This window comes from Streptomyces sp. 840.1 (genome assembly GCF_003751445.1).
Lineage (GTDB): Bacteria > Actinomycetota > Actinomycetes > Streptomycetales > Streptomycetaceae > Streptomyces.
Genome location: NZ_RJUU01000001.1, coordinates 552,891 through 568,240, shown reverse-complemented (window position 1 = coordinate 568,240; position 15,350 = coordinate 552,891). Strand labels below are relative to the sequence as shown.

Annotated in this window: 9 protein-coding genes; 3 read left to right on the top strand and 6 right to left on the bottom strand. The window is 72.7% G+C overall.

Annotated features, from left to right (window positions below; translation table 11 throughout):
- The first annotated feature begins 2 nt into the window (after positions 1-2).
- The 3 genes from EDD93_RS02460 to fxsT are packed head-to-tail and all read left to right on the top strand — an operon-like array spanning position 3 to position 6,602.
- Positions 3-1,931, top strand: a complete 1,929-nt coding sequence (locus tag EDD93_RS02460; protein ID WP_123523595.1) for a hypothetical protein — start codon at positions 3-5, stop codon at positions 1,929-1,931.
- Positions 1,924-3,219 carry a CHAT domain-containing protein gene (locus tag EDD93_RS02455; protein WP_123523594.1) on the top strand — a complete coding sequence of 432 codons (1,296 nt, stop codon included), beginning with the start codon at positions 1,924-1,926 and terminating at the stop codon, positions 3,217-3,219. Before EDD93_RS02460 ends, EDD93_RS02455 begins: the two co-directional genes overlap by 8 nt.
- Positions 3,216-6,602, top strand: coding sequence for an FxSxx-COOH system tetratricopeptide repeat protein (gene fxsT / locus EDD93_RS02450; RefSeq protein ID WP_123523593.1), 3,387 nt, complete (start codon positions 3,216-3,218; stop codon positions 6,600-6,602). The genes EDD93_RS02455 and fxsT overlap by 4 nt, the downstream gene beginning before the upstream one ends.
- 81 nt (positions 6,603-6,683) lie before the next feature.
- On the opposite strand, the gene EDD93_RS02445 is transcribed toward fxsT, so the two are convergent.
- From EDD93_RS02445 to EDD93_RS02420, 6 genes are all read right to left on the bottom strand, one after another.
- A complete protein-coding gene (locus EDD93_RS02445) occupies positions 6,684-10,523 on the bottom strand; it encodes a multifunctional oxoglutarate decarboxylase/oxoglutarate dehydrogenase thiamine pyrophosphate-binding subunit/dihydrolipoyllysine-residue succinyltransferase subunit (RefSeq protein WP_123523592.1) in 3,840 nt (1,279 codons plus the stop codon).
- A gap of 257 nt (positions 10,524-10,780) precedes the next feature.
- Positions 10,781-11,857, bottom strand: coding sequence for a HAMP domain-containing sensor histidine kinase (locus EDD93_RS02440; protein ID WP_123523591.1), 1,077 nt, complete (start codon positions 11,855-11,857; stop codon positions 10,781-10,783).
- A complete protein-coding gene (locus EDD93_RS02435; protein ID WP_014154105.1) occupies positions 11,854-12,591 on the bottom strand; it encodes a response regulator transcription factor in 738 nt (245 codons plus the stop codon). Before EDD93_RS02435 ends, EDD93_RS02440 begins: the two co-directional genes overlap by 4 nt.
- A 235-nt stretch (positions 12,592-12,826) precedes the next feature.
- A complete protein-coding gene (locus EDD93_RS02430) occupies positions 12,827-13,519 on the bottom strand; it encodes a spermidine synthase (protein ID WP_123523590.1) in 693 nt (230 codons plus the stop codon).
- 154 nt (positions 13,520-13,673) lie between these two features.
- The gene (locus tag EDD93_RS02425; protein WP_123523589.1) at positions 13,674-14,492 is read right to left on the bottom strand and encodes a nucleotidyltransferase domain-containing protein; all 819 of its coding nucleotides are present in this window, start codon (positions 14,490-14,492) and stop codon (positions 13,674-13,676) included.
- Positions 14,493-14,541: 49 nt separating this feature from the next.
- A complete protein-coding gene (locus EDD93_RS02420; protein WP_123523588.1) occupies positions 14,542-15,156 on the bottom strand; it encodes an isochorismatase family protein in 615 nt (204 codons plus the stop codon).
- Positions 15,157-15,350: the final 194 nt, after the last annotated feature.

Genomic DNA, 15,350 nt, shown 5'->3' with positions numbered 1-15,350 from the left:
GCGTGTCCGCCCGGCCGCCGCAGACCCAGGACCCGGAGGAGCGTGACGACGCCGCCCACCGGCTGCTGACCGCGCTGGTCTGTTCCGCCCTGGAGCCGGGCCTGACCGGTGTGCTGCTCTTCGACCTGCCGTCCGAGCAGGTCCCCGCCGTGGCCCGGGTGTTCGCCGAGGTGCTCGGCACGGCCTGCGGCCGGCCGCCGGAGGCCGTGCCCCGCACGACGCTCGACGCCGCGACCGCCGACGACGACCTGTGGTCACGGCCCCTGGTGCGGCGGGGCTCGGGCGGCATCGAATTCACCCTGGGGCCAGGACCGCTGGCCGAGACAGGAGACGTCCCGCCGCTCGTCGTCGTGCCCGACCTGGCCCGGCTGAGCGTGCCGGGGATGCGGGCCGCCGTCCAGCTCCTCGGCGCGGACACCGCCACCCTCGAACACTCCGGCATCCGGCGCAGGTGGACGCCCCGCGCCCGGTGGCTGGCGTTCTGCCGGTCCGAGGACGCCGCACACGTCTCGCCGCACCTCCTGGACCGCTTCGCCGTCCGCCTCGGCGTCCCCGGTCTGCGGTTGCGGCCGGGCCCCGGCCCCCTCGGCCCGCTGCCCGCCGCCTGGGCCGCCGCGCTGAGCCCGCGCACGCCACGGCGGCCCGCCACGCTCGCCGACGGGTTCGCCGCGTCGGTGCTGGAGCACCTGGACGACAGGGAGGGGCCCGGTCACCGCAGAGCCCTCGCGCTGGGCCGCATCGCCCGCGCCCTGGCCCGGCTGGACGCTGCGCAGGAGCGGGCGGAGCCGCTCGGCGACCCGGCGACCGCGGCGACCACCACCGCCCCCGTCCACGTCGCACCCGCCCACGTGGACCGGGCCGCCCGGCTGATCCGTCTGCGCACCGTCCACCGTCCTCCGGCACCACCCCCCGCCTCCGCCCCCGCCCCCGAGCCGCCACGGGCTCCCGGGCCGGGCCCCGGCCGTCCGCTTCCGGACCACCCGGCCGGACCCGAACCACCGCCCGGGACCGGCCCGTTCGTGCGGGAGCCGGAGGCCGCGGTCTCCCTCGGTCCGGCCCCGGCCCCGGTCCGGGGCGCGGCGCCCGGCCCCCTCACCCCGTACCCGGAGGACGGCGCGGGCCCGGGGCCCGACGGGGCGACGCTGCGGATACCGGCCCGCCGGACAGCGGGCACCCGGGCCTCGCGCGGTGCCGTCGTGGGGGTGCGGCGCGCCCGCGACCTGTGGGACCTCGCCCCGGTCCGCACCGCGATGGAGGCCGCCAAGTACCGGGCGATACGCGGCGGCCAGGGATCGCTGGTGATCCTCCCGCAGGACCTGCGCGGCTATGTCCGGGCACCCGAACCCGTCCGGATGCTCACCCTCGTCCTCGACCACACCTGCCGGGGGGACTGGGACTGGCGCCCGGCGCTCGAACCGTTCCTCCAGTGGGCCTACGTCACCCGGGCCGCCGTCCACGTCGTGGAGGTGGGCGCCCGCGGAGCGGCCAACGAACTGCGGGCCGGCTCGTTCTCCGCCCGGTCCACCCGGGACCCGAGGATCGCCGCCGCACTCGGCCGGCCCGCCGGCCGCGCCACCCCGCTCGCGCACGGCCTCGACCAGGCCGGCAGCGCCCTGCGCCGGGCCTTCCGGCACCACCGCGCCGGACTCGTCGAGGCGCTGCTCGTGGTCGTGACCGACGGGCGGGGCAACGTGCCGCTGACCGAGGGCCGCACCGGACGCCGGGAGCGCGGCCCGGCCGGGCGCACCGGGACGACGGACGCGATGCGGGCCGCCGAACGGATCGGCGCCCTGGGCGGCACCCGGCTGCACAGCGTGGTCATCGACCCCGGGCGACGGCCGTACACCGCACTGCCCGCCGAACTCGCGGACGCGCTCGGCGCCGACGTCATCGCGGCGCGGGCCGACGACGAGGGGGCCGGCCGTGCGTGATGACCCCCGCAACGTGATCCGGCGCCTGGGCAGGCTGGCCGGACAGGCGCTGCCCGTCCCACGGGCCGTCGTGCCGGCCAGGGCGCGTACCGCCGAACCGCTGGGGCTCGGCACGGTGGCCGTCGACGCCCGGCAGGCCCCCGACACCCGGTACGCCCGGGTCCGGGTGCGGCGCCGGCACTCCTCGCCCGGACTGCCCCAGGCGTACGGCTTCGAGGCCTGGTGCCCCGGGGTCGCGCCCCTCCCATACACCTCGGGCGACGGCCAGCGGCGCCCGGCGGCGATCAGCCTCGGCAACGCCCGGCCCGGCGGCGAACCGCCGTCCGAACTGCTCCGTTCCATCCACCGCTGGTCGCGCAACCAGGGCCCGCTGACCGGCTGGATCAATCGGTGCCGGCAGGTCCACGGCAACAGCCTGCAGCTCGTGATACTCGACCAGACCGGCTTCGACCTGCCCTGGGAGGCGCTCGCCCTGCCACCGGAGCCGGCCGCGGGACTCCCCGGCGGAATGCTCGGGACGCTCGTCGACCTGGCGCGCTGGTTCGACGCGGTCCGGGGCGGCGACGACTTCCCGACCGCCGTCGCCGCCCCCGCCGGTGCCGTGCTCGGCTACTTCCACCCGGACATGCGCTCCGACCGGGAGGTCTTCCACGGCTACGAGCACCGGCCGCACTCCGGCATCGTGTCGTTCCTGAAGAGCCTGGACGAACACACCGCCGACCCCACAGGACTGGTCTACATGGGCTGCCACGGAACCTTCGACCAGGAGCTCAGCAAACTCACCCTGGCCGACGTGACCTGGGCGGAGTACCACGACCACGGCATGCGCCTGCTCGGCCGGGACGGTTCACTGGTCTGCCTCAACGCCTGCCACTCCGGCCGGTTCCTGGACCACGACGGGGACGGCAGACAGTATCTGCGGGGCTTCACGGAGGTCTTCCTCGGCAACGGGGCGGGCGGCTGCATCGTCACCGCGGGGAAGGTCGGTGACGCCGAGGCCCGTGAGCTCATCCGCCGACTCGTCGAGACGGTGACGGCCGACCCGGACCGGCCGGTGGCACGCGCCCTGCGGGCCTTCCGGACCGGGGCGCACGAGAGGTTCCTCGCGGAGGGCGGGGTTCCGCTGATGGTCCGGGACGACGGCACGTTCGACGAGCGGGGGCAGCGCAACGCCCTGCGGCTGCTGTACAGCCTGATGTTCCAGTACTACGGGCACCCGCTCAGTACCCTGCACCTCACCGGCCGGTACGCGGACGACGGCCCGCACACGGGCGGGGGCCGGGAGTGAACGGTGACGAGCGGCCGCTGCTGATCGAGCCCGTCGTGGGCTGGCTGCCCGAGGTCGGACCCGGCGTGGTCCAGTGCGTCGGCGTCGACCTGCGCGGCCCCCTGAACGCCCGCGACGAGGAGGACAGCGAGGCCTGGCCGTACGAGGAGGAGGAGCTGGCCTTCAGCGTCTCCCTGGACGGCGCCCCGCACTTCGTCTGCGAGGTGCTCGACGACCCGGGACTCGTACTGCACCGCTTCGGCGGTACGTACGGCCCGGCCAGATTCCTCGTCACCGCGGGCACCGCGACCGGGCCCGCGGTGCTGCGGCTGACCATCTCCAACCAGTGGGGCGCCCCGGTCCGCAGGGCCGAACTGCCCTGCCGCATCACGGAGTCCGCCGACCCGCACGGGGGGCCGGGCGACCGGTGGCTGCCGGGGCCCGGGGGCCCCGGGGCGCCCCCGAGCGGCGCACCGCCCACCGGGGCCCGCCCCCGGGCGACCGCGCGCCGACCGGGCACCGCAGCCCCGCCCGCTCCGCAGCCCCCCGCACCCGGTACCGGCATCACCCTCAGCCACGCCGACTCCGACCGGGCCTGGGCGGCATGGACCGCCGACCGGCTGGAGCGGCGCGGGGTGACCGTCCGCCGGCAGTGCCGGGACCCCCGGGCAGGCGACTCACCGGCCGACACGCTGCGCGCGCTGGCCCGCTCCGGCGGCCGGGTCCTGCTCCTGCTCAGCCCCCGGTACGTCCAGCTCGCCGGCCACGGGCGCGAGGAGTGGGACCGGGCCCTGCGCGAGGTCGTCGGGCCCCGGCGGGAGCGGTTCGCGGCGGTCTGGTTCACCCACACCGCCCCGCTGGGCGGCGCGGTCTCCCTGCTGGACCCGCTGGAGCTGTACGGCGTCGGCGAGGAGGACGCCGAGCGCCGGCTGCTCGTACGCCTCGGCCTCCCCACCGGCCCGCTGCCCGAGGACGTCGCCGCCAGGCCGGGCCCGCACCACCCGGCCCACACCCCCGAGGTGTGGGGCGGGGTGCCGCGCCGCAACACCCGCTTCACCGGCCGCGAGGAACTGCTCGCCGGCATCGGCGAGGCCTTCCACGCGGGAGGACCCGGCGGGGCCACCGTCACCCTGAGCGGGATGCCGGGGGTCGGCAAGACGCAGCTGGCCGCCGAGTACGTCCACCGGTTCGGCTTCGAGTACGACGTCGTGTGGTGGGTGCCCGCCGACCGGCGAACCCCGGTTCGCTACAAGCTCGCCGAACTCGCCCCCGAACTCCACTTGTCCACAGGCCCGGAGTACGGGGAGCGGCTGCGCGCCGTGCACGAGTCGCTGCGGCGCGGCGAACCGTACGAGCGGTGGCTCGTTGTGCTGGACGGAGCCGACGAACCCGACCAGATCCGGGACCTGGTGCCCGCCGGCACGGGACACGTACTGATCACCTCCCGCAGCACCGGCGAGGAGGAGGGGCGGGACGCGCCGATCGAGGTGCCCGTCTACCGGCGCGAGGAGTCGGTCGGCTTCATCCGGCGCCGCGCCCCCCGGCTGGACCCCGCCGATGCGGACCGGCTGGCCGGGGCGCTGGAGGACCTGCCGCTGCTGCTCGATCAGACCGCCGGTTGGCTCAACGGCTCCGGCCTGCCGGTCGAGGAGTACCTCGAACTCCTTGAGAGCGGGGCCGGCCAGGACGTCGTGAAGGTGTCCGCCGACTTCCCGATGGCCTTCCAGACCGCTTGGTCGATCCTGCTGAACAGGCTCAGGGACACCGTGCCCGATGCGCTCGACCTGCTGCGACTGTGCAGCTTCTTCGCACCCGGCGCCATTCCCGTGCGGTTGCTGAGAGGAGCGGCGGGCGACGAACTGCCGTCACCATTTGCGGGCCTGATGAACGATCCGCTCATCTGGGACAGGGCCGTCGGACAGTTGCGCCAGTACTCGGTGGTATGGCTGGAGTTCCATGAATCGGACGGCGGCCACCGGTCCGTGGACTCGATCCATCTGCACCGCATGGTCCATCAGCTGGTCCGCAAGGACATGCCGGACCACGACCGCCGGGTATGCGCCGACGTCGCCCGGCGCGCCCTCGCCGCCGCAGACCCCGGCGATCCCGCCGACATCCGCCACTGGCCTGCCTACGCCGCCCTCACCCCCCACCTCAAATGGGCCGAGGTCCTGGAGAGCGAGGACCCACAGGTACAGCGACTGGTGCTCAACTGCCTGCGGTACATGTACCTTTCGGGCGAGTACGGGAGCGGCGTCCGGTTCGCCGCCCCCGCGATGGAGTCCTGGGAGGCGCTGCTCGGGCCCGCCGACCACCGGATCCTGGCCCTGCGCCACCACTACGCCAACCTGCTGCGGGCTCTCGGCGACTACCGGGGCAGCGAGAGCGTCGAGCGCGCCACCGCTGACTTCCTGGCCGCCGAGCGCGGATACCTGGACCTCGACCACCTGCGTGCCGCCGGTGGTCTCGCCGCCGATCTGAGAGGCCTCGGTCGCTATCAGGAGGCGCTGGACCTCTCCGCCTCGATCCTGGAGCGCGACCGGCAGCTGCTCGGCCCCGAGGACCCCCGCACGCTCAACGCGGAGAACAACCTCGCTGTGTCGCTGCGGCTGCTCGGCCGCTACGAAGAGGCCAGGGAACAGGACGAGCGCACCCTGGCGGTGCGCCGGTCCGTCCTGACGCCCGACGCGCCGCCGGCCCTGTACTCGGAGATCAACCTCGCCATGGACCTGCGGCTCCTCGGGCGGCACCGGGAGGCGGAACTCGCCCTGCGCGACACGGTCGGGCGCCATCTGCGGGGGATGGGCGGCAACAACCCGCAGACGCTGCGCGCCCAGTACCACCTGACACTCTGCCAGTACGCGCTGGAGGGAGCCGTGTCCGCGCTTCCGGCGCTCGCCGCGACCAGGCAGAGCGCCCTGCGTCTCCTGGGAGAGCACGACCCCCTCACCCTCCTGATCACCACGGCCGTCGCGACGGCGGAGAGGGAGGCCGGTGACCCCCGACAGGCGCTGGAACTTCACGAACACGTGGTGACCGGCTACCGGCGAATGCTGGGCGACCGGCATCCGTACACGATCGGCGCCGAGGGCAACCTGGGGCTGATGCACTGGTCGCTCGGTGACCGCGACCCGGGATACGAGCGGGTCGAGCGGGCCCGTACCGCGATGGCGGGCGCGGTCGGCGAGGAGCATCCCTGGGCCATCGGCTGCGCGATGAACGCGGTCGTCATGAGGGCCCGCACGGGGCGGACCGGCGCGGCCCGCGAGCTGGGCCGGGTCAGTTGCGAGCGGGCCAACGCCACGTTGACGTCCCGCCATCCGCTGTCCGTGGCCTGTTACGCGGCGATCGCGACCAGGCCCCGCTACCCGGCCTTCTGGCCCTTCGAACCGCTCATCATCTGAGCCCGGCGGCCCGACGCAACGCCGCGGGCCCGGCACCGCGACGGTCTCGCGGTACCGGGCCCCCGGTTCGTGCTGTGCCGGTCAGGCCTCGAAGACCTCGTCCAGCAGCTGGGTCTGCTCGGCCTGGTGACGCTTGGCCGAGCCGACCGCGGGGGAGGAGCCGCGCGGCCGCGAGATGCGGCGCAGGCGCTCACCGTGCGGGACGTCGGCGCCGACGGCCAGATCCAGGTGGTCGATCAGGTTCAGGGCGATGAACGGCCATGCGCCCTGGTTGGCCGGCTCCTCCTGGGTCCACAGGTACTTCTCGGCGTTCGGGTACTTGGCGATCTCGGCCTGGAGCTCGGCACCCGGCAGCGGGTACAGGCGCTCGAGGCGAATGATCGCGGTGTCCGTCACGCCGCGCTTCTCGCGCTCGGCTTCCAGGTCGTAGTAGACCTTGCCGGCGCAGAAGACGACCTTGCGGACCGCGTTCGGGTCGACCGACTCGTCGCCGATCACCGGACGGAAGCCACCGGTGGTGAACTCCTCCGCCTTCGACGCGGCCGCCTTCAGCCGGAGCATCGACTTCGGGGTGAAGACGATCAGCGGCTTGTGGTGCGGGTTGTGGACCTGCCACCGCAGGAGGTGGAAGTAGTTCGACGGCAGCGTCGGCATGGCGACCGTCATGTTGTCCTGCGCGCACATCTGGAGGAAGCGCTCCGGGCGGGCGGACGAGTGGTCCGGGCCCTGGCCCTCGTAGCCGTGCGGCAGCAGCAGCGTGACGCCGGAGGTCTGGCCCCACTTCTGCTCGGCCGAGGAGATGAACTCGTCCACGACGGTCTGCGCGCCGTTGACGAAGTCACCGAACTGGGCCTCCCAGATGACCAGCGATTCCGGGCGGGCCAGCGAGTAGCCGTACTCGAAGCCCATCGCCGCGTACTCGCTGAGCAGCGAGTCGTAGACGTTGTACCGGGCCTGGTCCTCGGAGAGGTAGAGCAGCGGGGTGTAGTCCTCGCCGGTCTTCTGGTCGACGAGCACCGCGTGCCGCTGGCCGAACGTGCCGCGGCGGGTGTCCTGGCCGGCGAGCCGGACCGGGGTGCCCTCCATCAGCAGCGAACCGATGGCGAGCGTCTCGCCCATGCCCCAGTCGATCGTGCCGTTGTCCACCGAGGCGGCCCGGCGCTGCATCTGCGGCATCAGGCGCGGGTGGACGGTGACCGAGTCGGGGATGTTGACCTGCGACTCGGCGATCAGCTTCACGACCTCCGAGGACACCGCGGTGGTCACGGCCACCGGGAACTCGGCCTGGACGTCCGGGACGTGCGGCTGGGACGGTGCGGAGGTGGCCTCGCGGACCTCCGCGAAGACCTTCTCCAGCTGGCCCTGGAAGTCCTGGAGCGCCTGCTCCGCCTCTTCCAGCGTGATGTCGCCGCGACCGATGAGGGACTCGGTGTAGAGCTTGCGCACCGAGCGCTTCTTGTCGATCAGCGTGTACATCTGCGGGTTGGTGAACTCCGGGTTGTCGCCCTCGTTGTGACCGCGGCGGCGGTAGCAGATGAGGTCGATGACGACGTCCTTGTTGAACGTCTGCCGGTACTCGAAGGCGAGCCGCGCGACGCGGACCACGGCCTCCGGGTCGTCGCCGTTGACGTGGATGATCGGCGCCTCGATCATGCGCGCGACGTCCGTCGCGTACATCGAGGAGCGCGAGGACTCCGGGGCGGCGGTGAAGCCGACCTGGTTGTTGATCACCACGTGCACGGTGCCGCCGGTGCGGTAGCCGCGCAGCTGCGACATGTTCAGCGTCTCGGCGACGACGCCCTGGCCCGCGAAGGCCGCGTCGCCGTGGAGCGCGACGGGCAGGACGGTGAAGTCCGTGCCGCCCTTGTTGATGATGTCCTGCTTGGCGCGGGCGATGCCCTCCAGGACGGGGTCCACCGCCTCCAGGTGCGAGGGGTTGGCGGCCAGCGAGACCTTGATCTGCTCGCCGTCCAGACCGGTGAAGGTGCCCTCGGCGCCCAGGTGGTACTTGACGTCACCGGAGCCGTGCATCGAGCGCGGGTCGAGGTTGCCCTCGAACTCGCGGAAGATCTGCGCGTACGACTTGCCGACGATGTTCGCCAGGACGTTCAGCCGGCCGCGGTGGGCCATGCCGATGACGACCTCGTCGAGGCGCGCCTCGGCCGCGGAGTCGATGACCGCGTCGAGCAGCGGGATGACGGACTCGCCGCCCTCCAGCGAGAACCGCTTCTGGCCGACGTACTTGGTCTGCAGGAACGTCTCGAACGCCTCGGCGGCGTTGAGGCGGCGCAGGATCCGCAGCTGCTCCTCGCGCTCCGGCGCGGGGCGCGGACGCTCCACCCGGTCCTGGAGCCACTTGCGCTCCTTCGGGTCCTGGATGTGCATGAACTCGATGCCGGTGGTGCGGCAGTACGACTCACGCAGCACACCGAGGATGTCGCGGAGCTTCATCAGGGTCTGCCCGGCGAAGCCGCCGACGGCGAAGTCCCGCTCCAGGTCCCACAGGGTGAGGCCGTGCTCGGTGATGTCCAGGTCGGGGTGCTTGCGCTGGCGGTACTCCAGCGGGTCGGTGTCGGCCATGACGTGGCCGCGGACCCGGTAGGAGTGGATCAGCTCGAAGACCCGCGCGGCCTTGGTGACGTCGTCGTCGTGCGAGGCGTCGATGTCCTTGAGCCAGCGGACCGGCTCGTAGGGGATGCGCAGCGCCTTGAAGATCTCGTCGTAGAAGTCGTTCTCGCCGAGCAGCAGCTGGGACAGGATCCGCAGGAACTCGCCGGAGGCGGCGCCCTGGATGACCCGGTGGTCGTACGTCGAGGTCAGGGTCATGACCTTCGAGATGCCCAGCTTGTTCAGGGTGTCCTGCGAGGTGCCCTGGAACTCGGCCGGGTAGTCCATCGCGCCGACACCCATGATGAGGCCCTGTCCGGGCATCAGGCGGGGCACCGAGTGGACGGTGCCGATGCCGCCGGGGTTGGTCAGCGAGGCGGTGACTCCGGAGAAGTCGTCCATGCCGAGCTTGCCGTTGCGGGCCCGGCGGACGATGTCCTCGTAGGCCTGCCAGAACTCGAAGAAGTTGAGCGTCTCGGCCTTCTTGATGGCCGCGACGACCAGCTGGCGGTCGCCGTTCGGCTTCACCAGGTCGATGGCCAGGCCGAGGTTGACGTGCTCCGGCTTGACCAGGGTCGGCTTGCCGTCCTTGGTGGCGAAGGAGTAGTTCATCGCCGGCATGGCCTTGAGGGCCTGCACCATCGCGTACCCGATGAGGTGCGTGAAGGAGATCTTCCCGCCCCGGGCGCGCTTGAGGTGGTTGTTGATGACGATGCGGTTGTCGAAGAGCAGCTTCACCGGGACGGCGCGCACGGACGTGGCCGTCGGCAGCTCCAGCGAGGCGTTCATGTTCTTCGCGACCGCGGCGGAGGGGCCGCGCAGCGTCACGTACTCCGGCCCGGCAGGGGCCTCGGCGGCCGGTTCGGCGGCGGCCTTGGCGGCCGGGGCCGGAGCGGCCTTGGCCGGAGCCGGAGCCGCCTTCGCCGGTGCGGCCGGAGCCGCCGGAGCGGCGGGCGCGGGCGCCGGGGCAGCGGGTGCTGCCGGGGCCGGGGCGGCCTGGGCGGCGGGCTGCGCCGGCGCGGCCGGGGCGGTCTGGTCGGTGGCGGTCGGCGCGGTCACGGCCGGAGCCGTGGGCGCCGCAGCCCCCGCGGCTGCGGCGCCGGGAACGGGCTTGTCCGCCGTGCCGGACGTACCCGGCTTGTAGTCGGCGAAGAAGTCCCACCAGGCGCGATCGACCGAATTGGGATCCTGGAGGTACTGCTGGTAGATCTCGTCGACGAGCCACTCATTGGGGCCGAACGCAGCAGCCGGGTTCGAACCCGGGCTGGCTTGGTCGGTCGAGATGCTCGAGTTACTGGGGGACTGAGACGACACGGCGGCAACCGCCCTCTTCCGCTTCACAAGGTGGTGGACAGCGGAAATCAAGGCTACGCCTCCCGGACCGTTCCATGCGGACCGGGCCGGTCTTCGTCGTGCAAGTCACATCGAAAGTCGGGTTTCGGCGCAGGAAATGGCGGGAAACAAGCTTGGTTCCGCATTGCTCCGGGTACGCGAGACCGCTGTTACGGCCCCTTGGACCGTACCCCTTGAACAGAACACGCAGAACGTGCCCTTCCGGTTCGAACCCTATGTCAACCTCGCGGTTGATGGATCCCCGGAAGAGTGACGCGGATGCGGCATCCGCGAGCTGATTCGGCCACACCGATCCGTCCGCCGTGCAGATCCACCGCCCAGCGGGCGATCGCCAGACCCAGCCCCGTACCGCCGTCGCTGCCCGGCCCGTGCGGGGACGTCACCTCGCCGCGGTTGAAACGCTCGAAGACCCGGTGCCGCTCGGACTCCGGAATACCGGGGCCCTCGTCCACGACCTCCAGGTGCAGCGACTCGGGCTGGGCGCCGCGCCGGGCGCGCACCGTGACCCGGCCGTGCGGGGGGCTGTGCTTCACCGCGTTGTCGATCAGGTTCGCCACCACCTGGTGCAGCCGCTCCGCGTCCGCGTGCGCGGTCAGCTCGGGCGGGGACACGTCCAGATGCAGGTGGACGTCCTTGCGGGTGGAGTTGCCGGAGCCCGAGGACAGCCGGCGGTGCCCGGCGGCCAGGTTCGCCTCCTTCAGCACCCCCGACAGATACGGCCACACCTCGAAACGGCGGGCCTTCAGCGTGACGACGCCGTTGTCCAGCCGCGACAGGTCCAGCAGCGTCTCCACCAGCCTGCCGAGCCGCTCGGTCTGTTTGAGGGCGGTGCGCATCGTCTCCGGATCGGGCGAGGACACCCCGTCCACGACGTTCTCCAGCACGGCTCTCAGTGCCGCGATGGGGGTGCGCAGCTCATGTGAGACATTCGCCACCAGCTCCTTGCGGTGCCGGTCCACGGCCGCCAGGTCGTCCGCCATCAGGTTGATCGTCTGGGCCAGATCGCCCAGCTCGTCACGCCGGTCGGCGCCGCTCACCCGTCTGGTGTAGTCGCCGTGCGAGATCGACCGGGCCACGGCCCGCATCTCGTCCAGCGGCGCGGTCAGGCCGTGCGCCACGAACTGGGTGATCAGCAGGGTCGCGATGACCGAGAACACCGTGATGAACCGCAGCTCGGTGCGGGTGCGCAGGGCCACCATCAGCAGCCCGGTGGTGATGAAGACCGAGACCACGACGAGCGTGCCCAGCTTGGCCTTGATCGAGAACGGCCGCAGCCCCGGTCCGGGCGCGGTCATGGTGCCGGGGTCTCCAGGGCGTAGCCGACGCCGTGCACGGTACGGATGCGCTCCGCGCCGATCTTCCGGCGCAGCGCCTTGATGTGACTGTCGACGGTCCGGGTGCCCGAGGCGTCCGCCCAGTCCCAGACCTCGGCCAGCAGCTGCTCCCGGGAGAGCACCGCGCGCGGGGTGTTGGCCAGGCAGACCAGCAGGTCGAACTCGGTCGGCGTCAGGTGGACGTCGTCCGCCCGCACCCGCACCCGGCGCTGCGCGTGGTCGATCTCCAGCTCGCCGAGGCGCAGTATGCCGCTGCGCGGCGTCACGGCGGCCAGCGCGGCCCGCTCGACGCGGCGCAGCAGTACGTGCACCCGGGCCGCCAGCTCGCGCATGGAGAACGGCTTGGTCATGTAGTCGTCGGCGCCGACCCCGAGGCCGACGAGCATGTCGGTCTCGTCGTCCCGGGCGGTCAGCATCAGGACCGGCACCGGGCGCTGGGCCTGCACGCGGCGGCAGACCTCCAGCCCGTCGAAGCCGGGCAGCATGATGTCGAGCACCATCAGATCCGGCTGCCAGGCCTCGGCCGCGTCGACGGCCGCGGGGCCGTCGAGCGCGGTCTGCACCAGGAAGCCCTCGGCCCGCAGCCGGGCGGAAATGGCGTCGACGATCGTCGCGTCGTCCTCGACCACCAGCACGCGGCGCTGAGCGCCCGGGGTGGCCGCGACACCGTTGTGGGTGGTGTGTGTCTGTTCCATCGCCCCGCCCCTGCCCGTTCTCGCGGGGGACATTCCCCCGGACGCACGGTTATCGCTTGTGAATTTCGCGGGAGATCCCGTTATCGGTCAGCAGCGTAAAGGCAGCGGACGGTTTTCGGCTACGCAGGGTGCAAGGGCATGAGTGCGTACCGGCCGTGCGCAGGAGGCGGAGTGTCGCTCTTGTGGCGCTTGGCCCCCGGGCGTCCCGGGGGCCCGGATACCCGGCGGGGGGATCTCAGCCGGTGCGAATTGCGAGATGGACCACGTCGGGCACACCTCGGGCAACCCCTACCTCTTCGGTCCGAACCCCCTGGAAACCGGCATCGCGCAAGGCCTCCTCGAACTCCGCGGAAGGCTGCGCGGACCACACCGCGAGCACTCCGCCGGGTGTGAGGCAGCGCAGGCAGTCGGCCAGCCCGGCGGGGGAGTAGAGGGTGCCGTTGTCCTCGGTGACGGTCCAGTCCGGCCCGTTGTCGATGTCCAGACACAGTGCGTCGTAACGTTCCGTAGTGGTACGGAGGTGGGCCACGAGATCGGCCGTCAGGATCGCGGTCCGCGGATCGGCCAGCGCCTCCCCCGAGATCCCGGCCAGCGGCCCGCCCAGGTGCCAGTCCACGATGGCCGGCTCCCGCTCCACCACGGTGATCCGCCCCCACCGCGGCTCCTCGGCGGCCCGTACGAGCGAGAACCCGACGCCGAGTCCGCCGATGAGCACCGCGGGGGCGGCCCGGCCTGCGGGCAGCGCGGCGAGCGCGGCGTCGATCAGCAGCCGCTCGGAGCGCCCGTCCGAGGTGTCCATCAGGAAGCACCCGTTGGCGATGATCTCGAAGTCGTCGCCCCGCTTGCGCAGGACGGCCTCCCCGTACGGCCCCTCGCGGCGGTCGAGGGTGACGGGGGAGAGGGCGTCGGGGCCGTAGGTGTGGTGCATGGCGGGGGTCTCCGGTGGGTCGGTCGGCGGGTGGAGCACCGCCGGTCGGTATCGCGTACATACTCGCCCGCCCGGCAGTCACCGGGCCAGCGGTTTGCCCGTTCGGGCGGCGGCCGGCGCTGTCCTGCTGCGGCCCGGCCCCTGCCCGGCGGGGTCAGGGGCGCGGGGTCTTCTCGCCGTGCACCGCGATGTGCTCGGCCGCCAGCCACGGGGCTAGGTCGTTGACGAGCATCGACAGGACGGCCGGGTCGGCGGTCGGGGTGCGGCCTGTACGGGCGGCCAGCCGCATCTGTTCGGCCCGTTCGGGCACGTGGGGGTAGTAACGGGCGAAGAGTTCGGCGCACTCGGTCAGATCGCTGGTCCAGCCGCCCCACCTCGGCATCACGAGCGTGAAGCCCGTCCGCACGATCCGGCGGGCGACGCCGCGGTTCATGGCGCGGCGTTCGGTGTCCGTCCTGGCCCCGGCGGCCCGTTCGTGCCAGCGCGGCAGCAGCAGGCACAGGTCGCCGTTGGTCTCCCGGGCGAGCAGTGAGCTTGTACGGTAGTGCGGCAGCCGCCCGGCGAGGTCATCGCCGAGCAGCGGGGTGCAGAGGCAGGCGATGAAGAAGCCCGCGTCATGGCGTTCGAGGTCGCTGAGCACGGTGTCCCTGCCGGACAGCAGGATGCCGACGCCGTCGATCTCCTCGAACGACGCGTCGAGTCCGGCCTCGACGGCGTCGGCGTCGGCCCGGTCCGCCTCGGTGGGTTCGGTGCGCAGGACCAGCTGCAGATCCAGGTCGGAGACGCCGGGAACGGCTGTGCCGCGCGGAATGCTGCCGTAGATGTAGGCGCTGTCCAGCCGGTCCGGGCCGAAGACCTCGCGGATACGGGAACGGGCCGCCGCCACGACCGGCGCGAACCGCTCCGGCACGCGGTCCAGCGATCCCTCGCGGGCGATCGTGCCGTCCGGTTCCAGCCCTCTGTCCTCGTTCATACGGGCACTCTGCCCTGCCGGCGGGCCCGCGCCGACCCGTTTACCGTCGTCAGGGGCTTGCCGGGCGCTCTCCGGCGGGCGCCCGCCGCGTCCCCGGCGGCGCGGCGAACGTGACGTCCTCGGCCCGGACGGTGACCTCCGCGTCGCCGCTGATCGCCCACGCCGCGACCCGGGACACCACGGCGGCCGGGACCGCGGCACTGATGCCGGGGGCGGCCGGGATGTCCTGCGTCGCGTGGGCGTCGTACGGCAGGACGACCTGGTGGCCCAGGGCCAGGGCGGTGCGGGCGGTCGCCTGGACGCACATCTCCGACATCACCCCGCACACGACGAGCGACTCGGCCCCCGCGCCGGCCAGCAGGTCTCCCAGTCCGGTGTCCGCGAAGCCGTCGTCCCTGGTCTTGCGGATCACCACCTCCGCAGGACCGGCGCCGATGGGAAGGTGCAGCTCCCAGCCCGGGGTGTGCGGCTCGTCGTCCGAGCCGGGGGCGCCGTCGTTCTGGAGGTGGACGACCAGCGCACCGCCGGCGCGGGCGCCGGCGATCAGGGCCGCCACCCGCTCCAGGAGTCCGGCCGCGCCGGGCACCGCCCGCTCGCCCGTCACCCCCGCCTTCTGGACGTCCACGACCAGCAGGGCCTGCGAGGGGGGAGCGAAATCGTTCATGGCGTCATCCTGTCCGGCGCTGCCCGCGCCTTCCACGGGATTTCCCGGGATTTCGCGAGCGCCTCCCGGTGTTGCACGAAGAGCACAGGCAGGCAGTCGTCCCCTGGTCACACCCTGATCGCTCACAGCGAACACCTCCCGGGGAACATTGAACGGCTCAGAAGCATTGAGTCTGCATAGCTCAACTTGACTGC